This window comes from Campylobacter concisus (genome assembly GCF_003048595.2).
Taxonomy (GTDB): domain Bacteria; phylum Campylobacterota; class Campylobacteria; order Campylobacterales; family Campylobacteraceae; genus Campylobacter_A; species Campylobacter_A concisus_L.
This window is the reverse complement of record NZ_CP049270.1, coordinates 1,678,486-1,701,112: the sequence shown is the minus strand read 5'-3', so window position 1 is coordinate 1,701,112 and position 22,627 is coordinate 1,678,486. Positions and strand designations below refer to the sequence as shown.

General features: G+C 39.8%; 24 protein-coding genes, 3 tRNA genes and 3 rRNA genes. 22 read left to right on the top strand and 8 right to left on the bottom strand.

Translation table 11 applies throughout. The features are described 5' to 3' along the window. Nucleotides 1-300: 300 nt before the first annotated feature. The 11 genes from CVT15_RS08650 to CVT15_RS08600 all read left to right on the top strand — a co-directional run bounded on the left by CVT15_RS08650 (nucleotide 301) and on the right by CVT15_RS08600 (nucleotide 5,668). Nucleotides 301-504 carry a hypothetical protein gene (locus CVT15_RS08650; RefSeq protein WP_103576507.1) on the top strand — a complete coding sequence of 68 codons (204 nt, stop codon included), beginning with the start codon at nucleotides 301-303 and terminating at the stop codon, nucleotides 502-504. Then, the gene (locus CVT15_RS08645) at nucleotides 504-1,247 is read left to right on the top strand and encodes a phage regulatory protein/antirepressor Ant (protein ID WP_107898268.1); all 744 of its coding nucleotides are present in this window, start codon (nucleotides 504-506) and stop codon (nucleotides 1,245-1,247) included. Before CVT15_RS08650 ends, CVT15_RS08645 begins: the two co-directional genes overlap by 1 nt. An 11-nt stretch (nucleotides 1,248-1,258) precedes the next feature. Beyond that, nucleotides 1,259-2,167 carry a hypothetical protein gene (locus CVT15_RS10090; RefSeq protein WP_230853927.1) on the top strand — a complete coding sequence of 303 codons (909 nt, stop codon included), beginning with the start codon at nucleotides 1,259-1,261 and terminating at the stop codon, nucleotides 2,165-2,167. A gap of 1 nt (nucleotide 2,168) precedes the next feature. After that, nucleotides 2,169-2,639 (top strand): single-stranded DNA-binding protein, encoded by a 471-nt coding sequence (gene ssb / locus CVT15_RS08635; RefSeq protein ID WP_107898267.1) that lies wholly within the window; start codon nucleotides 2,169-2,171, stop codon nucleotides 2,637-2,639. A gap of 50 nt (nucleotides 2,640-2,689) precedes the next feature. Further along, nucleotides 2,690-3,283, top strand: a complete 594-nt coding sequence (locus tag CVT15_RS10085; protein WP_230853926.1) for a helix-turn-helix domain-containing protein — start codon at nucleotides 2,690-2,692, stop codon at nucleotides 3,281-3,283. A gap of 148 nt (nucleotides 3,284-3,431) precedes the next feature. Then, entirely contained in the window at nucleotides 3,432-4,175 is a 744-nt protein-coding gene (locus tag CVT15_RS08625) for a hypothetical protein (protein WP_107898266.1), read from the top strand. A 77-nt stretch (nucleotides 4,176-4,252) separates the two neighbouring features. Next, nucleotides 4,253-4,507 carry a hypothetical protein gene (locus CVT15_RS08620; RefSeq protein WP_107898265.1) on the top strand — a complete coding sequence of 85 codons (255 nt, stop codon included), beginning with the start codon at nucleotides 4,253-4,255 and terminating at the stop codon, nucleotides 4,505-4,507. After that, entirely contained in the window at nucleotides 4,494-4,943 is a 450-nt protein-coding gene (locus CVT15_RS08615; protein ID WP_230853925.1) for a hypothetical protein, read from the top strand. Before CVT15_RS08620 ends, CVT15_RS08615 begins: the two co-directional genes overlap by 14 nt. Nucleotides 4,944-4,954: 11 nt before the next feature. Further along, nucleotides 4,955-5,314: a YopX family protein gene (locus tag CVT15_RS08610; protein ID WP_103576512.1), complete on the top strand. Its 360-nt coding sequence runs from the start codon at nucleotides 4,955-4,957 to the stop codon at nucleotides 5,312-5,314. After that, a complete protein-coding gene (locus CVT15_RS08605; protein ID WP_196373524.1) occupies nucleotides 5,307-5,489 on the top strand; it encodes a hypothetical protein in 183 nt (60 codons plus the stop codon). The genes CVT15_RS08610 and CVT15_RS08605 overlap by 8 nt, the downstream gene beginning before the upstream one ends. Further along, nucleotides 5,486-5,668 carry a hypothetical protein gene (locus CVT15_RS08600; RefSeq protein WP_107898327.1) on the top strand — a complete coding sequence of 61 codons (183 nt, stop codon included), beginning with the start codon at nucleotides 5,486-5,488 and terminating at the stop codon, nucleotides 5,666-5,668. Before CVT15_RS08605 ends, CVT15_RS08600 begins: the two co-directional genes overlap by 4 nt. Here the strand turns inward: CVT15_RS08600 and CVT15_RS08595 are convergent. From CVT15_RS08595 to CVT15_RS08575, 5 genes are all read right to left on the bottom strand, one after another. Continuing rightward, entirely contained in the window at nucleotides 5,642-6,832 is a 1,191-nt protein-coding gene (locus tag CVT15_RS08595) for a tyrosine-type recombinase/integrase (RefSeq protein ID WP_107898328.1), read from the bottom strand. The genes CVT15_RS08600 and CVT15_RS08595 overlap by 27 nt on opposite strands. A 209-nt stretch (nucleotides 6,833-7,041) precedes the next feature. Next, nucleotides 7,042-7,129 (bottom strand) — tRNA-Ser (locus CVT15_RS08590). Nucleotides 7,130-7,172: 43 nt separating this feature from the next. After that, nucleotides 7,173-7,655, bottom strand: a complete 483-nt coding sequence (locus CVT15_RS08585) for a GNAT family N-acetyltransferase (protein ID WP_103576915.1) — start codon at nucleotides 7,653-7,655, stop codon at nucleotides 7,173-7,175. A gap of 2 nt (nucleotides 7,656-7,657) precedes the next feature. Beyond that, entirely contained in the window at nucleotides 7,658-8,461 is an 804-nt protein-coding gene (locus tag CVT15_RS08580) for a M48 family metallopeptidase (protein ID WP_103576916.1), read from the bottom strand. Nucleotides 8,462-8,898: 437 nt separating this feature from the next. After that, entirely contained in the window at nucleotides 8,899-9,867 is a 969-nt protein-coding gene (locus CVT15_RS08575) for a putative transporter (protein WP_103576917.1), read from the bottom strand. A 109-nt stretch (nucleotides 9,868-9,976) separates the two neighbouring features. Between CVT15_RS08575 and CVT15_RS08570 the strand changes: the two genes are divergently transcribed. After that, nucleotides 9,977-10,423 (top strand): DUF411 domain-containing protein, encoded by a 447-nt coding sequence (locus CVT15_RS08570; RefSeq protein ID WP_103576918.1) that lies wholly within the window; start codon nucleotides 9,977-9,979, stop codon nucleotides 10,421-10,423. A 44-nt stretch (nucleotides 10,424-10,467) separates the two neighbouring features. Here CVT15_RS08570 and CVT15_RS08565 read toward each other — a convergent pair whose 3' ends face one another. Next, entirely contained in the window at nucleotides 10,468-11,781 is a 1,314-nt protein-coding gene (locus tag CVT15_RS08565; RefSeq protein WP_103576919.1) for a sodium-dependent transporter, read from the bottom strand. Nucleotides 11,782-11,982: 201 nt separating this feature from the next. Here CVT15_RS08565 and CVT15_RS08560 point away from each other — a divergent pair, with 201 nt between their 5' ends. The 3 genes from CVT15_RS08560 to CVT15_RS08550 all read left to right on the top strand — a co-directional run bounded on the left by CVT15_RS08560 (nucleotide 11,983) and on the right by CVT15_RS08550 (nucleotide 14,949). Beyond that, nucleotides 11,983-13,293 carry a hemolysin family protein gene (locus CVT15_RS08560; protein ID WP_230854001.1) on the top strand — a complete coding sequence of 437 codons (1,311 nt, stop codon included), beginning with the start codon at nucleotides 11,983-11,985 and terminating at the stop codon, nucleotides 13,291-13,293. Nucleotides 13,294-13,533: 240 nt separating this feature from the next. After that, nucleotides 13,534-14,379 (top strand): fumarate hydratase, encoded by an 846-nt coding sequence (locus CVT15_RS08555; RefSeq protein WP_084041560.1) that lies wholly within the window; start codon nucleotides 13,534-13,536, stop codon nucleotides 14,377-14,379. A gap of 9 nt (nucleotides 14,380-14,388) precedes the next feature. Further along, complete coding sequence (locus CVT15_RS08550; protein WP_084109801.1) at nucleotides 14,389-14,949, top strand: Fe-S-containing hydro-lyase; 561 nt, start codon at nucleotides 14,389-14,391, stop codon at nucleotides 14,947-14,949. A 32-nt stretch (nucleotides 14,950-14,981) separates the two neighbouring features. Here CVT15_RS08550 and CVT15_RS08545 read toward each other — a convergent pair whose 3' ends face one another. Further along, nucleotides 14,982-15,455, bottom strand: coding sequence for a cysteine permease (locus CVT15_RS08545; RefSeq protein ID WP_084041562.1), 474 nt, complete (start codon nucleotides 15,453-15,455; stop codon nucleotides 14,982-14,984). 96 nt (nucleotides 15,456-15,551) lie between these two features. On the opposite strand from CVT15_RS08545, the gene CVT15_RS08540 reads away from it, so the two are divergent. From CVT15_RS08540 to CVT15_RS10350, 7 genes are all read left to right on the top strand, one after another. Then, the gene (locus CVT15_RS08540) at nucleotides 15,552-15,926 is read left to right on the top strand and encodes a RidA family protein (RefSeq protein WP_087586721.1); all 375 of its coding nucleotides are present in this window, start codon (nucleotides 15,552-15,554) and stop codon (nucleotides 15,924-15,926) included. A gap of 446 nt (nucleotides 15,927-16,372) precedes the next feature. Next, nucleotides 16,373-17,883: ribosomal RNA gene (locus CVT15_RS08535) — 16S ribosomal RNA — on the top strand. Nucleotides 17,884-17,977: 94 nt separating this feature from the next. Continuing rightward, nucleotides 17,978-18,054, top strand: a tRNA-Ile gene (locus CVT15_RS08530). Nucleotides 18,055-18,066: 12 nt separating this feature from the next. Continuing rightward, nucleotides 18,067-18,142, top strand: a tRNA-Ala gene (locus tag CVT15_RS08525). 328 nt (nucleotides 18,143-18,470) lie between these two features. After that, a 23S ribosomal RNA gene (locus CVT15_RS08520) occupies nucleotides 18,471-21,375 on the top strand. Between the two features lie 133 nt (nucleotides 21,376-21,508). Next, nucleotides 21,509-21,627 (top strand): 5S ribosomal RNA (gene rrf, locus CVT15_RS08515). The 16S, 23S and 5S rRNA genes sit together here with 2 tRNA genes alongside, the layout of an rRNA operon. Before the next feature lie 223 nt (nucleotides 21,628-21,850). Continuing rightward, nucleotides 21,851-22,297, top strand: a complete 447-nt coding sequence (locus tag CVT15_RS10350) for a ComEA family DNA-binding protein (protein ID WP_087586583.1) — start codon at nucleotides 21,851-21,853, stop codon at nucleotides 22,295-22,297. A gap of 141 nt (nucleotides 22,298-22,438) precedes the next feature. Here CVT15_RS10350 and CVT15_RS10075 read toward each other — a convergent pair whose 3' ends face one another. Continuing rightward, the gene (locus CVT15_RS10075; RefSeq protein ID WP_269059543.1) at nucleotides 22,439-22,624 is read right to left on the bottom strand and encodes a hypothetical protein; all 186 of its coding nucleotides are present in this window, start codon (nucleotides 22,622-22,624) and stop codon (nucleotides 22,439-22,441) included. Between the last annotated feature and the right edge of the window lie 3 nt (nucleotides 22,625-22,627).

The following is a 22,627-nucleotide window of genomic DNA, read 5'->3' as shown; positions in this document are numbered from 1 at the left end:
ATTTAGTATGATGCTCTCATCAAAGGTAATTAAAACTTACTTTTGAAATAAATCAAAGGAGCATCAGATGACAAGATTGTTGCAACTTCTGTGTCTGGTTTTGCAGATCCTTTATTGGATTTTGCGAATTTTTGGGTGGATTTAATCCACTCCCCGAAAGGGGACAAAGAAAATCTTTAATCTGATGCCTTTTGACATTATACCCTAAGGAGCAAAAATGTCAGTAGATTTTACCGATGTCATAATGGTTGTAGCCTTTTTCGCTACTTGCATTTGGATATTTCTTACAAGGGGGCAAAAATGAAAGCCCCTACTAAACAGAAATTTGCCGAGTATTTAGAGCTATACAAAATAGAGCCGACCGACAGCGACGAGGAAGTAAGCTACAAGGTGCTTGACTGCGCTTATGATTTATTCTGCGCTTTAGACGCGCTATCTAAAAATCACAACGCGATGAGAGCCAAAATTTTAAACATACTTCAACCGAAAGAAAAGGATAAATGATGGAAAACCTAATCATCAACAACCAAGAGATCAAGTTGGAAGTAGCCGACGGTCAAATCTGGACTACTTCTCTACAAATTGCAGACGTCTTTGAAAAAAGACATGACCATATTATAGCCAAAATAAGGGAGCTGCCACAAGACGAATTCACTGCCCCGAATTTTCGGGTGAGTGAATACGCAGATAGCACGGGGCGTAAATTACCGATGTATAAGATGACTCGCGACGGCTTTTCATTGCTTGTTATGGGCTTTACAGGCGAGCGTGCCTATCAATGGAAAGTTAAGTTTATCAAAGCGTTTAACTTAATGGAGCAAAAACTAAAAAATCCGTTTAACGTTCCGCGTAACTATAAAGAGGCTTTAGAGCTAGCGATAACCCAAATAGACAAAATCGAAGCGTTAGAAGCGCAACGCCTTGCCGATATGCCAAAACTTATTTTTGCTGAAGCCGTCGAGGCTAGCGCTACAAGTGCATTAATAGGCGACTTTGTAAAAACTCTTTGTGATAGTGAAATAAGGGTGGGTCGCAATAGGGTCTTTAAGTGGCTAAGAGATGAAAAATACTTAATGATCGACAACTTGCCTTATCAAAAATGGGTAGAGGCTGGATATTTTGAAGTTATCCCGCAAATCATAGTAACACCAAAAGGCAATAAAGAAAAATTCACAACTAGGATAACAGCTAAAGGGCAAGTCGCACTAAGTGTAAAAATAGTAAATGCTTTTAAGATAGCAGCATAAAGGATAGATAAATGAACCAACTACAAGAATATCAAGATAGGAAAACGGAGCTTGAGGTAAAGAAATTTGAGCTTGAACAAAGGAAAGCCAAAGCTTTTGTGGCTACTGATTTTTTCCCAACTCATTTACGCAAGGGTAACGAAACAGCAAATATTGGAACGGCGATTATTGTGCTTGATTTAGCTCAGCGTATGAATATAGGCGCTTTAGAGGTAGCACAAAGTATTTATATCATTCACGGCAAACCTAGTTTTGAAACAAAATTCCTAGTTGCTAGACTAAACTCGAGCGGACTTTTAAAGGGGCGATTGCAAACTATTGTAAGCCCTGATGGCAATAGCGCACATTGTGAAGCCATAGATGCCCAAACTGGACAATTATTAAAAGGTACAACCATAACAATGGAAATGGCAAGGCGAGAGGGTTGGCTAAGTAAAAATGGCTCAAAATGGCAGACAATGCCAGAGCTAATGATGAAATATAGAGCACAAAGTTTTTTTATAAATGAATTTTTTCCAGAAGTAAAATATGGACTAAAAACATCTGATGAAGCGGAAGATATTGTTACATTTGAGCCTAATGAGCAATCAAAAACTCAAAAAACACCGCCAAAGGCTGGCCTAAATGAGCTTTTGAGTAGTTCGGAAAAACCAAACATCTCAGTTGGTGCAAAAAATTCACAAACTGAGGAAGCCGAATACATCGAAGCCGCGCCCCTTGAAGTTGAAATGGCAACTGTAAAAGAAAATTTGACAGTTGAGCCAATGCCTCACGACCTACTACAAAGTGAGCTAGTAAAACGAGGTGCAAGTGAAACAGAGGCTGAAAAATTAGTTGAGAGGTTAAGTATTGATGAGGCGACTGCGTATCTAAACGACCCAAGCAGTATAGACAATTTAATAGAGAATTTAAGGGGCTGATATGTTTAATAGAGTAGTTTTAGTCGGAAACTTAACAAAACCGATCGAGCTACGCTACACCCAAGGCGGCGCGGCAATAGGCAGTTCGGGCATTGCCGTAACTCGCAAATATACGCTAAATGGCGAAAAACGCGAGGAAACGTGCTTTATTGATCTCACGTTTTTCGGTAAGCAAGCGGAAGTAAGTAACCAATACCTACAAAAGGGAAGTAAGCTTTTAGTCGAGGGTCGATTAAAATTCGACCAATGGCAGGATAGCAACGGGCAAAACAGAAGTAAGCATAGTGTCGCTGTGGAAGTAATGGAAATGTTAGGCGAGCCGAAGCAAAGCAATCAAGGCTATCAGCAACGTCCGCAACAAATAGCTCCTAAGAAACCGCAACAGCAAAAACCGCCTGAAAGTTACGATGTGCCTGACGTAGACATTGATGCCGACAAATACGACGACGGCGACGAAACGATACCGTTTTAAAGGTTTTTAATGCGCGTTTTCGTATAATCGCGTAAATTCAAAGGAAGAAAATGAGTAAAAAATATTTTATTGTAAAAACGGATGCAGATCAATCAATAGCTCAGCTTGTCGAAGACGGTTTTTTTGAAGAATGGTGCCAAACCCCTAAAAAAAGCATGGAGATGGGCGACGTCGTTTTCTTATATGATATGAATTTAACGGGAGAAGCTAAGGATAAAAAGTGGCTACCTTTTAAATGCGTTGCTGAGCTGACGGACGTAGGCAAAGAAACGATGAGCCTGAGACTTCTGTATGAAATCGACTACACAAAACTAAAATTCGATAAAGACGAAAAGGTGATCGTAGCGAAAATGCAACAAGGGAGCGACGGGGTTTACGAGCTTAAAGAGCAAGGAATCATATCCAAGCTAGAGGAACAAAACAACGAAAACATCGTTAAGCGCGTATGTAAAGAGCTAAACATCACGCAACGAGAGCTGGCGGAGATTATTAAGGTAAATCCCGGCACGCCTGCGCAGTGGGTAAGCAAAGGAGAAGTGCCGCCGACATATCAATACCTTTTAGAGCTTATGCTAGAAAATAAGCACCTAAAAGAAAAAATTGCTAAGCTTACGGCATTTAAGGAGCTGCTAAACGAAATTTAGAGAGACGGAAATTCCGTCGCTCTGATTTTAAATAAACTTTTTCTAAAAAAACATTATCTACAATAAAAAAATACTTGACTTTTATTATTTAAAATAGTATAATTCTGCCAAAAGATGATTTAAAATCAATTTTGAAAGGATTTTTACTATGAACTCACTTTTTGAGAACAGCAACCCGCAAGTTGAAATTCTAAATTTCCAAACATTCACTACCGAATATGTCGCCAAGCGTTACGGCACTTCTGAAACAAATATCAGAGACCACAAGCGAGAGCATGCGGACGAAATCGTCGAGGGTATTCATTTCATCGTCGAGACAAACAAATTTAGAAAGACGGCTATCAAATGGACTTTGCGTGGCATCGTAAAGCTAGGTATGTTTATCCGTAGCAAAGAGGCTAAATACTTCAGGCTTTGGGCGGAACAAGAGCTAGAAAAAACGATATTAGGCGAGCTAGCACTTGCAAAAGAGACTAGACAAAAGAATTTATCCCTTGTTAGCAAAGTAGCTGACCTTAACGCCGTCTTGATCGACAACGCAAAACGCCACAAAAGAGAGATAAACGGCTACAAATCCCAAATTTCGCAGCATAACGCCCTTATCGCTAGTTTAAAAACCGAACTAGCCGAATTTAAACCTAAAAACGGCGAACCTAGATATAAAACCTTAAAAACGCTACTAGAACACGCAAGGAAAGAGCGGGATTTTTACAGAACGAAGAGCATAAAACTAGAGAATGAAAAAAGGGATAAGGAATTGAGGACGTTTAGAGCGTTGCAGCAGACGAAAGAACGGCTAGACCACGTCTTTACGGCAATAGGCGCGGTCGAAGCATACGTGGCAAACGACGACCGCTTTTTTATGGAACAAAATGAAATTTTGAAAGGATAAACTGCGATGGGCAAAAATTTTAGTGGTAACACAAACAAGAAGCGCTCAAAAAGTTCCTTCTAAAAAGGAAAAATAAAATGACTTACGGCGAAGCAATGGTGCGACAGCAAGAAAGCCAACGTATGGAAAATGGTGTCTGGGTATTTGATGAGCTAGAGCCTTACGAGCCTTTTGCAACTAGCACTGAGGCATATAAATACTACTGCGAAAAACTAGACCGCTACTGGCTTAGTAAAATTGAGCTAAGCCCAAGCTCTAAATTTTCAAAGCAAGACGTGCTACGAATATTAAAAGGCAAAAACCTAAATGGAGCAAGCGATGACAACGGCTGAATTAAAAGACGCAGCCATTTTTATTATGGCGTATAGTTTTTTGCAAATGGACAGCACGCAGGAGCTAGGGCTTTTCATCAATAAAAAAGCGAGCAAATTTATCGACGAGCTAATAACGGCAATGACGCCAATAATAGGACACTACCACGCATTTAAAAGGCGGATAGAAACTCAAATAAACGCTTTGGATAACAAAGCAAGCATTGCCAAGCAAAACTTTAGTACGACAGCTCCACAGCTAGCTTGTGATCTGCTTTATTTGAGACTAGCGCCAAACGAACGCAAGGGGCAAAGGCTGGCTCCGATACTAGCCGATTTTTACGCGGCAAACAAAGAGAAAATAGCGTATATCTCAAATAAAAGCTGCGACACAAAATATCGCAAAGAAGCAGAGGATAGCCAAACACTGGCTTATTTTTATATTGAGAATATTTGAAAGGATAACTAATGAGACCAAGATATAGAGTTTGGGATAAAGAAGAAAAGAAAATGATATATGACGCAGAGAGCACCTATGACGGCGACCCTGTTAGCTACGTAACGTCTTTTGGAGGAATACTAGATTGTCCTGACTTTTTTGATGTTATGCAAGACACTGGCTTAAAAGACAAAGACGGCAAAAGAATTTACGCAGGGGATATTCTCACTTGGGGTAATAATGTAATTGCTGAAGTTTATTGGGCTGATGATTTAGCAATGTTTAGGTGCATCGTGGAAGGTACGGAAGAGTTTGACCTTTTTGCCTTTAATCAAGAAGCTTCTATTATTGGCAATATCCACGAGAATAAGGAGTTATTAGATGAGTAGCCCAGAAAGAGATAAACATTTAGCAGCACTTGCAAACCTAGAAGCGTTTTGTGAGGAGCACAATGAAAAGATGAGCTTAGTTGAGCGAATACAAGCTCTTTTATTTAAATGCGACGTCCGTTTTTTACGGCGCGCTTTGCGAGATTTGAAAGATTATATAAAGGACAAGAAATGAGCGATAAATTTATAACTAAAGATGAAGCCCTAAAAGAGCTAGGCATATCTGCACGATCACTTTATGACAAAGTGAAGCAAGGCGTGATCGTAGCAAATAAGGTCAATTCGCGGGTAATCTACTACTCGCTAAAATCTATCCGTGTCTACAAATCAGGCAAAACCGCCCAAACTATCTAAATAATTACTCCACCACTGCATAAGCTTAGCTCTTGCTTTTAAATTTTTGGCGTGGTTGTATGCGTCTTTAACCTTGTTGTTCTCAACGTGTGCTAGGCAAAGCTCAATAACATCACTATTGCAGCCGTGCTTATCTATGTTTTCGTTGGCGATCGTGCTAAACGTGGCTCTAAAGCCGTGTGGAGTTACCATATCCTTATTAAAACCTAGATTTCTAAGCATTACACGGATAGTGTTGTCACTTAGTGGGGCAATGTTTGATTTTATGGACGGAAAAATTAACTCACTTTTTAAAGGCAAGCGCTCACGATATGTTTTTAATAGGTTGATTACACTTTTACTTAAAAATACTTCGTGGGGCTTTGCCGTTTTCATCTCGTCAGCTGGGATATGCCAAAGGCAATTTTCAAAATCTATCTGCGACCATTTGGCATTTCTGGCATTTTGCCCTCTTACTGCGGTATATAGTTGAAAAACCGCACAAGTTTTTACCCTTATATCCCCAAAATAATCTCTTATCGCCATTAATACGGCTCTTATCTCATCATCGTTTTTTAGGTAGGCAAAATGTTTCACTTCTCTACGCCCCAATAGTGTCTTTTTGTCAATATCCGCTATTATATTGTGATCTACATACTCGTGTAATAGAGCATATTTGAAAAAGCCGCTTAATATACTTAGCACTCTATCGGCTGTTTCTAGCTTTTCGTCCTCGAGCAGGGGGCTAATGGCAGCTATTATGTCTTTTCTGCTTATCTCTTTTATGTCCATCTCGCCAAGTTTTGGTAATAACAACGCTTCAAACCGCCTTTTCATCCAAAACTGCTGCTTTTCACTCAACTTACTTTTTGTTTTATACCACGCTTCAAATACTGCTTTAAATTTTGTTTTTTCTGCTGTTTGCGTTAGGCTCTCGCCTTGATTGAGTTTTAATCTTAGCTCGCTTCTTTTATCTCTTGCCTCGCTTAGGCTCATTTCATCATATTTGCCAAGAGTTAGGCGGTGACGTTTGCCATTTTCTCGAAACTCATATATGAAAAATTTTGTGCCGTTTGGCATTATTTTAATTAGCAGGTTATCGCCGTCGCTGACAAAATATGGCTTCTCTTTGGCTTTTAGATTTTTAAATTGCGTGATCGTGAGTTGGCGTGATAGTTTAGGCATTTATAATCCTTTTTGGCTGACTATTTTTATATTTTTAGCTACTTTTTTAAAGGCAATCAGCCAAAAGTCAGCTAAAAAGTCTTTGCTATTACTTTCTTTTTATTTCTTTTTATTGCCATAAGTTTATGAGATAATGCTTTAAATTATTGTTAAAATCGAGATTTTATTGCTGTAATTTGCTTATTAATTCTGTGTGTTTCTTAATATGATGGCGGGTAGAGAGGGATTCGAACTCTCGGTGAGTTGCCCCACACACGCGTTCCAGGCGTGCTCCTTAAACCGCTCGGACATCTACCCAAGAAGAAGGTGATTATATCTTCATTTGCTTAATGCTTGGCTTTTAGAGCTTTAGCCCCAAGATAACGACATCTTTGTACTCGCCATCCATCAGGCAAACGCCAGGCAGTTCGCCCCATTTTTCAAAGCCAAATTTCAAAAACAGCCCAAGGCTTGCTTTGTTTTTGCTAAAGATTAGCGCGATGATGTTTTTTAAATTTAGCCCTCTAGCTTCATTTAGGCTGTGGGCTAAAAGCTGCTTGCCGATGCCCTTTTTAATGGCTTTTTTAGCGACATAGATGCTTATCTCTACGCTTATATCGTAAGCGATTTTGGGGTTAAAGTCACTTAGCGAGCAGTAGCCTAAAATTTCATCATTTTCTTTGTAGATAAAGATAGGGCGCGAGCCGCCGTGGGCGTTAAACCAAGGCTCTCGCTCCTTTGTGCTAACTGGCCGCATATCAGCAGTCGCACTTCTTTCTAATATGTAGTCATTATAAATTTGCGTGATCGCTTCAAGGTCGCTTAAATTTGCTCGCTCGATCAAGCCTAACCTTTTTTGGCTGCTTGATATACTGGCTCAAGCTTTGCTGAGATCTCTTTTAGATCCTTGATCCTGCTCTCGTTTGATGGGTGTGTGCTTAAAATTTCAGGCACTTTGCCACCACTCATCTTGCTCATCTTGACCCAAACTTCGACCGCCTCTTTTGGATCATATCCAGCTCTTGCCATTAGCTCAGTGCCTATGTGATCGGCCTCGGTCTCGTGTGAGCGAGAAAATGGTAGTGAGATGGTGTATTGGCTGGCTAAATTTAGAGCGCTTGCGCCAAGGTCGCCAAGTCCTGTGGCGGTCGCGACTGCGAAGATACCGATGTTTTTGAGCTGGTCGGTGCTCGCTTGCTCCCTGCTGTGCTCTCTAAGCGCGTGGGCGATCTCGTGACCCATGACCGCTGCTAGCTGCGCATCTGTCAAATTTAGCCTCTTGATGATGCCGCTATAAACGACGATCCTGCCGCCTGGCATGCACCAAGCATTTAGCGTATCTTCGTTTATGACATTTACTTGCCACTTCCATTTTAAGGCGTCCTCTCTGAAAACGCCAGTTTGCGCGATCAGTCTTTTTGCGATATCTTGAACTCTTTTTGTAAGGATCGGATCGACATTTAACTCGCCCTTGCTTCTAGCAGCTGTGAGCGTCTTGACATAAGCTTGAGCTGAACTTTGCTCCATAGCTTCAGATGATATTAGCATGAGTTGCTTACGATCAGCACCAACGACACCTGATTTTGTAACGCTTGAGCAGCCAGTGAAGAGCAAACTAGTCGCTAACAATGTAAGTAGAAATTTTTTCATTTTTATCCTTTTTGGACTAAAATTTTGCGTATTATAGCCTGAGTTAGATATGCATTGTTAAACGGTGAGAGAAATTTAATTTTTGGAGCTGAAACGGCTTGCAAATTTTAAAATTTGTCAGAAATTTTCTAAAATAAAACGCATGCAGTGCGCCAGCACGATTGCATGCCACTCCTAACGTGCGAGGGGTTTAGGGGATTTAAAAAGGGGGATAAGGGGACGGCTTCGTAATTCAAGTCCCCTTGTCTCCCTTTTAAATAAAAAGAAATTTACGAATTTAATAAAGCTATTTTGCAAATTTTAAACTTTCATCACTCCTAATAATTAACTACTAAAATTTGGCTTCGCTTATCGCTTAGCTCAAATTTTAGAGCCGAAATTACTCGCTCATGAAATTTTAAAATTTACTAGAGTTTATTTGGTATGTAAATTTACCCTTACGCCTTATAGTTTATATTTCTCTCAAACTCTCTCAAACGTTTATTTACAGATCTTAGCTCTGTTATCGTCGTCCAGTTGTCGATAAAGACGCTAAAACTCTCTCTAACTTGAGAAAAAGCGTTGCTAGCTTGTATAAGCACACCAAGCGTTATAACGCCGCTAAATAGGCCATTTCCCATGATGACATAAGGCACGATGACAAGAATTTGTGAAAATGAGATGAGCCAAAGGTTAAAGTAGCCATAGTGCAAAAATAGTTTGTAATAATTTAACTTTACGCCCGTAAAAAGCTCTAGCATGACATTTGGCCCGCAAAATTTAACCTTGTCATCTTCACCGTAAACCAGCTCTTTTCTAAATGCCGCTTCTGCTTTTTGGTTGTTATACTCGATATGCGGGAGTTTAATGCCCACAAACCACGAAATAATTAAGCCACCTATGCTAATTATTAAAGCGATATAAACAAGCGAGCCCTCGATATCTTTGATGTAAGGCAAACTTACGCTCTTACTTAGCTCCCAAAGCACTGGTATAAAGGCAATTAGCGTCATAATCGCCCTTAAAACCTGCACGCCAAGGCTTTCCATTATTTTGGCAAAGCGGTAGACATCTTCTTGGATACGCTGCGAACTGCCTTCGATGTCACTTTTGCAGTTTTGCCAAAATTTTAGATATCTAAACGTCATCGCCTCTCTCCAGCGAAAGACCCAGTGGCTAGCAAAAAACGAGATCACAGTGTAAGTCACGACGTAAGGCATAGCAATTTTTATAAAGTTAAAAATTTCTCGCCAAAACTCACTTACATCATGATCTTTTGAGTTTTGCACTATGTCGTAGAAATTTTTATACCACTCGTTTATACGGACATTTAGGTGCGTTTGATAGACAAGAAGCAAGATGATAAATATCGCTCCGCCATAAGCCCAGAGTGCCCATTTTTTATCTTTAAAAAATGATGAAAACATAAATTACCTTTTGTAAATTTTGGCAATTATAGCAGGCAAGGTTTAAGCATTTATATAAAATTTAAACCCAAACTATATCATTTTGCAAATTTTAACGTAAAGGAAAATGATGAATAAATTAGCATTTTTGGCTCTTGGTTTTTTTGCAACACTTGCATTTGCGGCTGATATGAAGGTCTATAAAAGCCCAACTTGTGGATGTTGTACTAGCTGGGGTGAGGCGATGCAGAAGGCTGGATTTAGCGAAGAGGTTATAAAAGTAGATGATATAGCTAAAGTTAAGAAAGAATTTAACGTACCGCTAGAGCTTTCAAGCTGCCATACAGCTATCGTTGATGGCTACGTCGTTGAAGGTCACGTTCCAGCCGATGAGGTAAAGCGCCTATTAGAGCTTAAGCCAAAAGATGTAGTTGGTATCGCAGTACCTGGCATGCCGATGGAGAGCCAAGGCATGGAGCAAGGCAGTAAAGCTGAGCAATACGATGTTATTTTATTTAAAAAAGATGGCTCACAAGAAATTTTTGCCACTTACATCGGCACAAAAAAACTAAGATAACTTCAAAAATTTTTAAATTTAGCTCATTTCTTAGCGAGCTAAATTTAAAAAGAAATTCCCTTACTTACGGCTATGATACAAAGTAAAAATGTTAGCGGAACATAGATAAATTTGCCTACAAAATACCAGAAATTACCATAAGATTTATTTGCTCCAGAATTTATCTCATCTAAAATTTCATCTTTTTTAATAATCCAAAACCAAGAAATAGCACCGATTACCGCACCGATTGGAATGATATAGATCGACACAAAGTCCATCCAAGGTCCCCAACTACTAATAGGCTCCATAAATGCTCCTATGCCAAAGCAAACTGCACAAAGTAGCGTGAGTGTCCAAAATCTATTAAGAAACGGAAATTTATGCATAAGTGACTCAGCCACGACCTCAAACATATTTTGAAGTGAGGTGATACCGCCAAAGATGACTGCTGTAAATAGTATGATCGCAAAAATTTGACCGCCGATCATATTTTGTAAAATTTTTGGAAGCGTTACAAAAAGTAGCTTTGGACCTTCGGCCGGATCCATAGCATAGGCAAAGACCGCTGGGATCATAACAAGAGCGGCTACAAGAGCCGCAATAGTATCAAAAAAGGCCGTAGTTTTAGCACTCTCAACGATATCTTCATCTTTTGAAAGGTAAGCCCCATAAACTATCATGCCAGATCCTGTGATAGAGAGCGAGAAAAAGGCTTGACCCATCGCAGAAACCCATACCATCGGGTCTGCAAGCTTACTAAAGTCAGGAATAAAAAGGAATTTATATCCATCAAATGCATTTGGCAGCATCGCAACATTTATAGCCAAGATGCTAAACAATACAAAAAACAGTGGCATCATTATTTGATTTGTTTTTTCGATACTTTTTGCCCCAAAAAATAGTGTAAGAAGCGTACCAACAACGATGACAAAATGATAAGGCAAGACTGAGTAATCTTGAAGTGCAAATGAGTTAAACCAAACGTTCGTATCAACGCTCATAAATGAGCCAGTAAGTGCCTGAGTAAGGGCTTTTAGCACGTAAGCGATGATGACTGCGTAGCCAATAGCTATGCAAAGTGAGCCAGCAAGCGGAAGCCAGCCAATAATACTGCCAAATACGCCTAAATTTCTACTTTGCCAAGCATATTTATATGATCCAAGCGTACCAGTCTTTGCACGTCTACCGATCGCATACTCCGCACTTAGACCAACATATGAAAAAAGAGCTATGAAAAAAACATAGATGAGTAAAAACGCTGCACCACCATTTGTGCCAAGTTTATAAGGAAAGCCCCAGACATTTGCCATGCCAACTGCTGATCCAACACAGGCCAATATAAATGCCCAACGCGATGAAAAATTCTTTTTGCTCATTGTAAAATCCATAAATTTAGTGATGAAAATAATGTTATCAAAATATGATTTAAGAAGTTTTTATAAATCTTAAATTTAAGAAATGTTGTTACTTTTGGACGTGGATAATTTGACCGCTAAATATAAATTCGCTATAATCAGGCAAAAATTTTTAACTCTTAAGGATCATAATTGAACCCCAGTAGCGATAATTCGCTTTTAATGGTAATACTTGCCGTTGTATTCATTTTACTAAATGCCTTTTTTGTTTTATCAGAATTTTCTCTTGTTAAAGTTCGTAAGTCTAGACTTGAAGAGCTTATCAAAGAGAAAAAGCCAAACGCTCAGCTTGCTTTTGAGATGTCAAACAAGCTTGATACCTATCTTAGTGCCACTCAGCTTGGCATCACACTAAGCTCACTTGCTCTTGGTTGGATCGGTGAGCCAGCAGTTGCAAGACTTATAGAAGCACCACTTAAAAATTTCTTCAACTTTAGCGATATCTTAGTTCATACGGTTGGTTTTGCGATCGCATTTACGCTTATTACACTACTTCACGTTGTAATGGGCGAGCTTGTGCCAAAGTCAGTTGCTATCGCAAAGGCTGAGACTTCAGTGTTAAAAATCGCTCGTCCACTTCACTTTTTTTGGGTGCTATTTTCTCCTGTAATTAAGCTTTTTGATATTTTAGCGACCATTGGACTTAAAATTTTAGGTATCCAGCCAGCTAAAGAGAATGAACTAGCGCACTCTGAAGAAGAGATAAAGATCATTGTCGGCGAGAGCTTAAAGGGCGGTGTGCTTGATAGTTTTGAGACTGAGATTATTAAAAATGCAGTCGATTTTAGTGACACAGTCGCAAAAGAGATCATGACGCCAAGGCGTGATATGATCTGTATAAATAAACAAAAGAGTTTTGAAGAGAATTTACAAGTTGTATTTGAGTCAAAATACACTCGCTTTCCTTATATAGACGGCTCAAAAGATATTATTTTGGGCATGATACACATTAGAGATATTTTGCAGCTTCACTTTAGCAAAGATAAAGAGAAGAGTTTTGACTCAATTGTTCGTAAATTTGTCATCGTGCCTGAGAGCCTTTCTATTTCAAAAGTACTTGTAATGATGAATAAAGAGCAAATTTCAGCTGCGCTCGTAGTTGATGAGTATGGCGGCACAGCCGGACTTCTTACGATGGAAGATATAATGGAAGAGGTGCTTGGTGATTTTAATGACGAGCACGATGAAGTTGATCAGCACTATAAAAAGATAAATGACAATATTTACGAATTTCAAGGTAGATATGATCTAGAGAGCGTTGAAGAGGTTCTTGGTATAAGCTTTGACGAAGAGACAGATCAAGTTACAATCGGTGGATATGTCTTCAACCTAATCGGTCGTTTGCCAGTAGTTGGGGACAAGATCGAGGATGAAAACTGCTACTACGAAGTAAGAAAGATGGATGGAGCCAGTATCTCACGAGTCAAAGTTAGAAAAAAGATAAAAAATGAAGAGGAGAGTATTCAATCTTAAATTTATATATTTATGGCTTAAATAAGCCATGTTATGTAAATTTCTGTCAATATTGTGATGTATAGACTTAATTTCACCATCGCTTATTTCATTAAATTTGTTTTAGACAAGTCTTCTAGTTGTAGTCAAATAAAATAAACTCATATAAATTTTTTCGAGTAGATATCCAGCAGTAAAATTTAATCTTAAATTTTAAATATAGTTAATATAATTAAAAATTGTTTTTTACGAGGAGTAAAGATGAGAATAATAAATGTAAAAGATATAAGAGAAGTCGTTGCCAAGCTTTGCAAACAGGCCTGTTATGTCGTGACGCCAGATTTAAAGGCTGCTTTTACAAAGGCTCAAAGTAGCGAAAGCTCGTCACTAGGCAAAGACATTTTGGGCAAAATTTTACAAAATGCTAAGCTTGCGGAAGAGGGCGTTGCACCTATCTGCCAAGACACCGGTATGACGGTTGTTTTCGTGCAGATCGGCCAAGATGTGCATATCGAGGGTGGATATATTGAAGATGCGATAAATGAGGGTATTGCGGAAGGCTACACTGAAGGTTATCTAAGAAAGTCAGTCGTTGCTGAGCCACTCTTTGAGAGAAAAAATACCACAAATAACACTCCAGCCGTCATTCACACTAGGATCGTACCAGGAGATAAGCTAAAGATAAAAGTAGCTCCAAAAGGTTTTGGTAGTGAGAATAAATCGGTTTTAAAAATGCTTGTGCCAGCTGATGGTATAGAGGGTGTAAAAAAAGTCTTTTTAGAGGCTGTAAAATACGCTGGACCAAACGCCTGTCCTCCACTAACAATAGGTGTTGGCATAGGTGGTACGATGGATAAGGCAGCACTTTTGGCAAAAGAAGCAGCAGTTCGTTCAGTCGATAGTAAAAATTCTGATCCAAGATATGCCAAATTAGAAGACGAGTTACTAGAGCTTGCTTGTAAAACTGGTGTTGGTCCTCAAGGACTTGGCGGTGACACCACTGCTGTTAAAGTAAATGTCGAGTGGTACCCAACCCACATAGCAGGTCTTCCTGTTGCTATAAACATTAACTGCCATGCTGCACGCCACGCAGACGCTGAGCTTTAAGGAGAGAAAATGTCAGAAGTAAAAAGAATAACAGCACCATTTGATAAAGAGGTGGTAAAGAGCCTAAAGGCAGGTGACAATGTCCTAATATCAGGCACTATCATAGCAGCTCGTGACGCTGCACATAAGGCACTTACTGAAACATTGGCACGTGGCGAAAAGCTGCCAGTTGAACTAAAGGGTGAGACTATCTACTATGTTGGACCAACTCCAGCCAAGCCAAATCAAGCTATCGGTGCAGCAGGCCCAACAACAAGCGGCAGAATGGATAAATACACCCCAACTATGATAAATGAAGTTGGTATAAATGGTATGATCGGTAAAGGCTACAGGAGTGACGCAGTAGTCGAGGCTATGAAAAAATCATGCTGTGTTTATATGGTTGCTATCGGCGGCATTGGAGCTCTCATTAGCCAAAGTATCAAAAAATATGAAGTGCTAGCTTATCCAGAGCTAGGACCAGAGGCAGTTGCTAGGCTTACAGTTGAGGATTTCCCAGCAATAGTTGCCATTGACTGCGAGGGTAATAACTTCTATGAAGTTGGCCAAGCACCTTACAAAAAGATATAAATTTATCCCGCTAGCAAGCTAGCTAGCGGACTTTAGTAATATCCAAGACACATCGTTTCAGTTAATTTTATGCGTTTTTCAAATGGAGCAGGTGAGAAAAATTTACACTTTTCAATGTAAATTCTATAAGAATAGCTAAGATTAAAATCATCATAAAATTTCTTCAAGTCTATAAATTTGATGCCGCAAATCTCATAAAATTTAAAGAGCTCGTAGATCTTAGAGCCATTTTTTGCTACAAGATGAGAAGGAGCAAGCGAGGTAAAAGAGCAAAATACACCTGTTGGAATAAGGCCATTTAAAGGCGTGCAAGTTTTTATAATGTTTTGAAATTTGACTGGAATGCTATTTTTTCTAAGAAAAACTATTCTTGAGTTTTCAAATTTAGCACTTATGACGTTTTTCCAAAAAAGATAAGCATTTGATGAGATGCCGGCATTTTTAGCCAATTCAGCACCGAGCACATAATCATCTAAAAACTCATTTGGTGCGAGTATATTTTGCATCTTCATCCTTTTGAAATTTTGTCCATTATAGCTTTTGGAGACTAAAAATTTAGAAAATTTATAGTAGGATTTTAAAAAATTTCAAAAGGAGAAAATATGAAAAAGCAAATCTCAACAAAAAATGCTCCACAAGCGATTGGACCATATTCTCAAGCTATTAGCTCAAATGGATTTTTATTTATCTCAGGTCAGCTTGGTGTCACACCAGCGGGTGAGTTTGCAAGTAGTAGCGTAGAAGCTCAAGCTGAGCAATCTCTTGAAAATTTAAAAAATATCTTGGCTGAAGCAGGGCTTACTTTTGATAATGCTGTAAAGACCACAATATTTCTAGCAGATATGGGAGATTTTGTTAAGGTGAATACTGTGTATTCTAAATTTTTTAAAGAGCCTTATCCTGCTAGAAGTACAGTAGCCGTTAAGACCTTGCCAAAAGACGCACTTGTGGAAATAGAGCTTATCGCGGCTTATTAATAGACATTGTGTAAAAGTTCACATAATTTAATGTTTAAATGATGGAGAGCAGAAACTCTCCAAATTTATACTTCAAAAACTAAACCCTTAAACCTATAATAAAAATACATACTTTAAAATTTTTAAGTGCCTAACAATTTTTTCTAAAATTCCCTAAATATTTCAACTATCTTTAAGTATTGCTCGTATATAATTCCAGCTCACGAAACGAGAAACCACCTTTAACTTCATTGGTTAATAAAGCCTTTTCTTTTTATCGTTGTTCTTTTAACTTACAATTGTTAAACTATTAGTCAATCTTTGAAATCTAAACAAGTGATCGATTGAGCCAGTCTATTATTTTATAATTTATAATAGATTAGACAAACTAATAAATAAAACTAAAAGTTTTTTTGATTAAAAACTTCATAATAAAATCCTATCAAAATAAATTTTGCTAGGTAATTAATATGGAGAGTTTGATCCTGGCTCAGAGTGAACGCTGGCGGCGTGCCTAATACATGCAAGTCGAACGGACAAGTAAGAGCTTGCTCTTATGAGTTAGTGGCGCACGGGTGAGTAATGTATAGCTAATCTGCCCTACACTAGAGGACAACAGTTGGAAACGGCTGCTAATACTCTATACTCCTGTCTTACATAAGTTAGATAGGGAAAGTTTTTCGGTGTAGGATGAGGCTATATTGTATCAGCTAGTTGGTGAGGTAATGGCTCACCAAGGCTATGACGCATAACTGGTCTGAGAGGATGATCAGTCACACTGGAACTGAGACACGGTCCAGACTCCTACGGGAGGCAGCAGTAGGGAATATTGCTCAATGGGGGAAACCCTGAAGCAGCAACGCCGCGTGGAGGATGACACTTTTCGGAGCGTAAACTCCTTTTGTTAGGGAAGAATAATGACGGTACCTAACGAATAAGCACCGGCTAACTCCGTGCCAGCAGCCGCGGTAATACGGAGGGTGCAAGCGTTACTCGGAATCACTGGGCGTAAAGGACGCGTAGGCGGATTATCAAGTCTCTTGTGAAATCCTATGGCTTAACCATAGAACTGCTTGGGAAACTGATAATCTAGAGTGAGGGAGAGGCAGATGGAATTGGTGGTGTAGGGGTAAAATCCGTAGAGATCACCAGGAATACCCATTGCGAAGGCGATCTGCTGGAACTCAACTGACGCTAATGCGTGAAAGCGTGGGGAGCAAACAGGATTAGATACCCTGGTAGTCCACGCCCTAAACGATGTATACTAGTTGTTGCTAAGCTAGTCTTGGCAGTAATGCACCTAACGGATTAAGTATACCGCCTGGGGAGTACGGTCGCAAGATTAAAACTCAAAGGAATAGACGGGGACCCGCACAAGCGGTGGAGCATGTGGTTTAATTCGAAGATACGCGAAGAACCTTACCCGGACTTGATATCTAACAAATCATCTAGAGATAGAAGAGTGTCTGCTTGCAGAAATGTTAAGACAGGTGCTGCACGGCTGTCGTCAGCTCGTGTCGTGAGATGTTGGGTTAAGTCCCGCAACGAGCGCAACCCACGTCATTAGTTGCTAACAGTTCGGCTGAGCACTCTAATGAGACTGCCTTCGTAAGGAGGAGGAAGGTGTGGACGACGTCAAGTCATCATGGCCCTTATGTCCGGGGCGACACACGTGCTACAATGGCATATACAATGAGAAGCAATATCGCGAGATGGAGCAAATCTATAAAATATGTCCCAGTTCGGATTGGAGTCTGCAACTCGACTCCATGAAGCCGGAATCGCTAGTAATCGTAGATCAGCCATGCTACGGTGAATACGTTCCCGGGTCTTGTACTCACCGCCCGTCACACCATGGGAGTTGATTTCACTCGAAGCCGGAATACTAGATTAGTTACCGTCCACAGTGGAATCAGCGACTGGGGTGAAGTCGTAACAAGGTAACCGTAGGAGAACCTGCGGTTGGATCACCTCCTTTCTAGAGTACATATAGATATTCTCTCACAAGATATCTATAAGAAAGATATTCTCAATCATCCTTGTTTAGTTTTGAAAGATTGATAGACCTATAGGGGCCTATAGCTCAGCTGGTTAGAGTGCACCCCTGATAAGGGTGAGGTCACAAGTTCAAGTCTTGTTAGGCCCACCAGAGAATTTAATTGGGGAATTAGCTCAGCTGGGAGAGCGCCTGCTTTGCACGCAGGAGGTCAGCGGTTCGATCCCGCTATTCTCCACCATAAAATAGTTTAACTATATTAAGTCTAATTAGAGAGCTTAAAAATTTAAACTTTCTAATTAGACTTTTGTCTAAATGTTCTTTTAATTAATATTGTTAATAGTCACAAGCAAGTTTTAAAAACAATTTTACAGGACTTGTTAAAGATTTAAATTTCTATTCTCTTTGCATTTAATGCAAAAGTTTGACATCACAATCTAATTAGGATTTAAAACTTATCTAAATAGTAGTCAATGCTTTCCGTCTTGAGAGCTAGAATTTAAATGTAATAACATTAAAGTTATCTTTAACAAGGAAGTGATGCGAATTAGAATAATCTAATATAGAAAAGGTAAGCTACAAAGAGCAAGTGGTGGATGCCTTGGCTAGTAGAGGCGATGAAAGACGTGCCAGGCTGCGATAAGTCTCGGGGAGCCGTCAAGGGGCTTTGATCCGGGAATTTCTGAATGGGGCAACCCAACTAATAGAGATATTAGTTACCGTATAACGGAGCGAACGAGGGGAATTGAAACATCTTAGTACCCTCAGGAAAAGAAATCAAAAGAGATTACGCTAGTAGCGGCGAGCGAACGCGTAAGAGGGCAAACCGTTAGTTTACTAACGGGGTTGTAGGACTGCAATATAGACTAAACTTAGCTAATAGAATAATCTGGAAAGATTAAGCGTAGAGGGTGATACTCCCGTATATGAAAGCTTTGTTTTACTTAGCAGTATCCTGAGTAGGGCGGAACACGTGATATTCTGTCTGAAGCTGGGTAGACCACTATCCAACCCTAAATACTACTACTAGACCGATAGTGCACAAGTACCGTGAGGGAAAGGTGAAAAGAACTGAGGTGATCAGAGTGAAATAGAACCTGAAACCATTTGCTTACAATCATTCAGAGCCCTATGATTTATCAGGGTGATGGACTGCCTTTTGCATAATGAGCCTGCGAGTTGTGATGTCTGGCAAGGTTAAGGAAACACGGAGCCATAGCGAAAGCGAGTCTTAATAGGGCGTTTAGTCAGACGTTGCAGACCCGAAACGATGTGATCTATCCATGAGCAGGTTGAAACCGGTGTAAGAGCCGGTGGAGGACCGAACCCGCTAGCGTTGAAAAGCTATGGGATGACTTGTGGATAGGGGTGAAAGGCCAATCAAACATCGTGATAGCTGGTTCTCTCCGAAATATATTTAGGTATAGCGTCATGTAGTAACACTAGGGGGTAGAGCACTGAATGGGCTAGGGCATACACCAATGTACCAAACCCTATCAAACTCCGAATACCTAGTGTGTAATCATGGCAGTCAGGCGGCGAGTGATAAAATCCGTCGTCGAGAGGGGAACAACCCAGACTAACAGCTAAGGTCCCTAAATCTCATTTAAGTGGAAAACGATGTGGAGTTACTTAAACAACCAGGAGGTTGGCTTAGAAGCAGCCATCCTTTAAAGAAAGCGTAATAGCTCACTGGTCTAGTGATTCTGCGCGGAAAATATAACGGGGCTAAAATGAGTACCGAAGCTTTAGACTTAGTTTTACTAAGTGGTAGGAGAGCGTTGTATTTGCGTCGAAGGTATACCGGTAAGGAGTGCTGGAGCGAATACAAGTGAGCATGCAGGCATGAGTAGCGATAATTGGGGTGAGAATCCCCAACGCCGTAAACCCAAGGTTTCCTACGCGATGCTCGTCATCGTAGGGTTAGCCGGGTCCTAAGCAAAGTCCGAAAGGGGTATGCGATGGAAAATTGGTTAATATTCCAATGCCAACTATAATGTGCGATGGAAGGACGCTTAGAGTTAAGCAAGCTAGCGGATGGTAGTGCTAGTCGAAAGGTGTAGGTTAAGATCCAGGCAAATCCGGATCTTTTTAAGCCGAGACCCCACAGGCGTTTGAAGTTCTTCGGAATGGATAGCGAATTGCTGATACTGTCGAGCCAAGAAAAGTTTCTAAGTTTAGTTATAGTTGCCCGTACCGTAAACCGACACAGGTGGGTGGGATGAGTATTCTAAGGCGCGTGGAAGAACTCTCTTCAAGGAACTCTGCAAAATAGCACCGTATCTTCGGTATAAGGTGTGCCTAACTTTGTGAAGGATTTACTCCGTAAGCATTGAAGGTTACAACAAAGAGTCCCTCCCGACTGTTTACCAAAAACACAGCACTCTGCTAACTCGTAAGAGGATGTATAGGGTGTGACGCCTGCCCGGTGCTCGAAGGTTAATTGATGACGTTAGCTCTGCGAAGCGTTTGATCGAAGCCCGAGTAAACGGCGGCCGTAACTATAACGGTCCTAAGGTAGCGAAATTCCTTGTCGATTAAATATCGACCTGCATGAATGGCGTAACGAGATGGGAGCTGTCTCGAAGAGGGATCCAGTGAAATTGTAGTGGAGGTGAAAATTCCTCCTACCCGCGGCAAGACGGAAAGACCCCGTGGACCTTTACTACAGCTTGACACTGCTATTGGGATAAAAATGTGCAGGATAGGTGGGAGGCTTTGATCCATAGACGCCAGTTTATGGTGAGCCGTTGTTGAGATACCACTCTTTTTTATTCTGATAGCTAACTAGCTTGAGTTATCCTCAAGTAGGACAATGTCTGGTGGGTAGTTTGACTGGGGCGGTCGCCTCCCAAAATGTAACGGAGGCTTACAAAGGTTGGCTCAGAACGGTTGGAAATCGTTCGTAGAGTATAAAGGCATAAGCCAGCTTAACTGCGAGACATACACGTCAAGCAGAGACGAAAGTCGGTCTTAGTGATCCGGTGGTTCTGTGTGGAAGGGCCATCGCTCAAAGGATAAAAGGTACCCCGGGGATAACAGGCTGATCTCCCCCAAGAGCTCACATCGACGGGGAGGTTTGGCACCTCGATGTCGGCTCATCGCATCCTGGGGCTGGAGCAGGTCCCAAGGGTATGGCTGTTCGCCATTTAAAGCGGTACGCGAGCTGGGTTCAGAACGTCGTGAGACAGTTCGGTCCCTATCTGCCGTGGGCGCAAGAAGATTGAGGAGAGTTGACCCTAGTACGAGAGGACCGGGTCGAACCAACCACTGGTGTACGAGTTGTTCTGCCAAGAGCACCGCTCGGTAGCTATGTTGGGATGTGATAACTGCTGAAAGCATCTAAGCAGGAAGCCAACTCCAAGATGAATCTTCTTTTAAGAGCTCATATAGACTATGTGTTTGATAGGCTGGGTGTGTAATGGATGAAAGTCCTTTAGCTGACCAGTACTAATAGCTCGTCTGCTTATCTTTTAATAAGCATCACTTCCTTGTTAAGGATAAAAACTTAATAAGATATGTTTTTATAAAACTTTGTTTATGACTTTTAACTTTATCAAGTAGTGTTAAATAAGAGATTTATCTAATATATCTTTTATTTAACACTGCCCGTGACTATACAGACGAGGAAACGCCTTGCTCCATCTCGAACCAAGAAGCTAAGCTCGTCCTGGCTGATGATACTCTCCCTTACTGGGATGTTGGAAAAGTAGGTCGTTGCGGGCTTTGTTAATTTTTAATATTCTTTATCTAAACAATTATCTTTTAAAATATTATTTCTTAATTTATAACAAAATATCAAATCTTATATTTATTTATATTTTTAAATAATTAGACTTTTTATCTTTACATTTATAAATATCTTTTAGTTTATGCTTTTATACGAGTGTTGACTAAAAACACCAAATATGATAGACTCCAAACCCAAATTTACCCAAAAAGGACAAAAATGAAAAAGATTGTATTCTCACTATTAGTAGCAGCTTCTACATTACTAGCAGCCATAAATTTAAACACAGCTACAAAAGAAGAGTTAATGAGTTTAGATGGTATAGGATCTTCAAAGGCAGATGCAATAATAGAGTATAGAAAAGCAAATAAATTTAACTCAATAGAAGACATAAAAAATGTAAATGGTATAGGTGATAAGACATTTGAAAATTTAAAATCAGATATATCAGTATCAGGTACTACAAAGATAGATGACACAAAATCAAAAATAAAATCTAAAAAAGATGAGATAAAAGAAAAAGCAAGTAAAAAGAGTGATGAAGTAAAAGAGAAAAAAGATAGTGCTAAAGATGATAGTATAAAAGAGATAAAAGATAAGAAAGAAAGCCTAAAAGATAAAACAGAGAAAAAGAGTAAAGCTAAAAAAGAGAAGAGTAAAGAGTAATAAAAGCTAGAAATTTATAAAAATTCTTACATAAAGTATATAAAAATAGTTAGGAGTGTATGGTGCTTCTAACTAATAAAATAGATTGGTTTTTTATATATCTGCCTGCTTTTTAAATTCTATAACTTAGTTTACCTGCTTTTAATTAATAAGTTCATCTAATAGATCTTGTAAAGTAATGCTTCTTAAACTATCTTCTAAAGCTTCTTGTGCTTTTAGGAAGTGACCGGTTAAAAGTCCCTCGATCTTGCCACCAAGTGGGCAGGCTTTAGGTGAGTCAGAGTGGATCTTGAAAAGTTTTTCTTTATCATTTACTGCGTTAAAAATTTG

What these genes read in the sequence shown, in the direction of transcription:
- ssb (WP_107898267.1), top strand. Translation starts at nt 2,169, where the DNA reads ATGTTTAATAGAGTAGTTTTAGTCGGAAACTTAACAAAACCGATCGAG.
- CVT15_RS08565 (WP_103576919.1), bottom strand. Translation starts at nt 11,781, where the DNA reads ATGAGCAAAAAGAATTTTTCATCGCGTTGGGCATTTATATTGGCCTGT.
- CVT15_RS08540 (WP_087586721.1), top strand. Translation starts at nt 15,552, where the DNA reads ATGAAAAAGCAAATCTCAACAAAAAATGCTCCACAAGCGATTGGACCA.
- CVT15_RS08625 (WP_107898266.1), top strand. Translation starts at nt 3,432, where the DNA reads ATGAACTCACTTTTTGAGAACAGCAACCCGCAAGTTGAAATTCTAAAT.
- CVT15_RS10090 (WP_230853927.1), top strand. Translation starts at nt 1,259, where the DNA reads ATGAACCAACTACAAGAATATCAAGATAGGAAAACGGAGCTTGAGGTA.
- CVT15_RS08570 (WP_103576918.1), top strand. Translation starts at nt 9,977, where the DNA reads ATGAATAAATTAGCATTTTTGGCTCTTGGTTTTTTTGCAACACTTGCA.
- CVT15_RS08555 (WP_084041560.1), top strand. Translation starts at nt 13,534, where the DNA reads ATGAGAATAATAAATGTAAAAGATATAAGAGAAGTCGTTGCCAAGCTT.
- CVT15_RS08545 (WP_084041562.1), bottom strand. Translation starts at nt 15,455, where the DNA reads ATGCAAAATATACTCGCACCAAATGAGTTTTTAGATGATTATGTGCTC.
- CVT15_RS10350 (WP_087586583.1), top strand. Translation starts at nt 21,851, where the DNA reads ATGAAAAAGATTGTATTCTCACTATTAGTAGCAGCTTCTACATTACTA.
- CVT15_RS08575 (WP_103576917.1), bottom strand. Translation starts at nt 9,867, where the DNA reads ATGTTTTCATCATTTTTTAAAGATAAAAAATGGGCACTCTGGGCTTAT.
- CVT15_RS08645 (WP_107898268.1), top strand. Translation starts at nt 504, where the DNA reads ATGGAAAACCTAATCATCAACAACCAAGAGATCAAGTTGGAAGTAGCC.
- CVT15_RS08650 (WP_103576507.1), top strand. Translation starts at nt 301, where the DNA reads ATGAAAGCCCCTACTAAACAGAAATTTGCCGAGTATTTAGAGCTATAC.
- CVT15_RS08610 (WP_103576512.1), top strand. Translation starts at nt 4,955, where the DNA reads ATGAGACCAAGATATAGAGTTTGGGATAAAGAAGAAAAGAAAATGATA.
- CVT15_RS08580 (WP_103576916.1), bottom strand. Translation starts at nt 8,461, where the DNA reads ATGAAAAAATTTCTACTTACATTGTTAGCGACTAGTTTGCTCTTCACT.
- CVT15_RS08615 (WP_230853925.1), top strand. Translation starts at nt 4,494, where the DNA reads ATGACAACGGCTGAATTAAAAGACGCAGCCATTTTTATTATGGCGTAT.
- CVT15_RS08560 (WP_230854001.1), top strand. Translation starts at nt 11,983, where the DNA reads ATGGTAATACTTGCCGTTGTATTCATTTTACTAAATGCCTTTTTTGTT.
- CVT15_RS08550 (WP_084109801.1), top strand. Translation starts at nt 14,389, where the DNA reads ATGTCAGAAGTAAAAAGAATAACAGCACCATTTGATAAAGAGGTGGTA.
- CVT15_RS08620 (WP_107898265.1), top strand. Translation starts at nt 4,253, where the DNA reads ATGACTTACGGCGAAGCAATGGTGCGACAGCAAGAAAGCCAACGTATG.
- CVT15_RS08600 (WP_107898327.1), top strand. Translation starts at nt 5,486, where the DNA reads ATGAGCGATAAATTTATAACTAAAGATGAAGCCCTAAAAGAGCTAGGC.
- CVT15_RS10085 (WP_230853926.1), top strand. Translation starts at nt 2,690, where the DNA reads ATGAGTAAAAAATATTTTATTGTAAAAACGGATGCAGATCAATCAATA.
- CVT15_RS08605 (WP_196373524.1), top strand. Translation starts at nt 5,307, where the DNA reads ATGAGTAGCCCAGAAAGAGATAAACATTTAGCAGCACTTGCAAACCTA.
- CVT15_RS08595 (WP_107898328.1), bottom strand. Translation starts at nt 6,832, where the DNA reads ATGCCTAAACTATCACGCCAACTCACGATCACGCAATTTAAAAATCTA.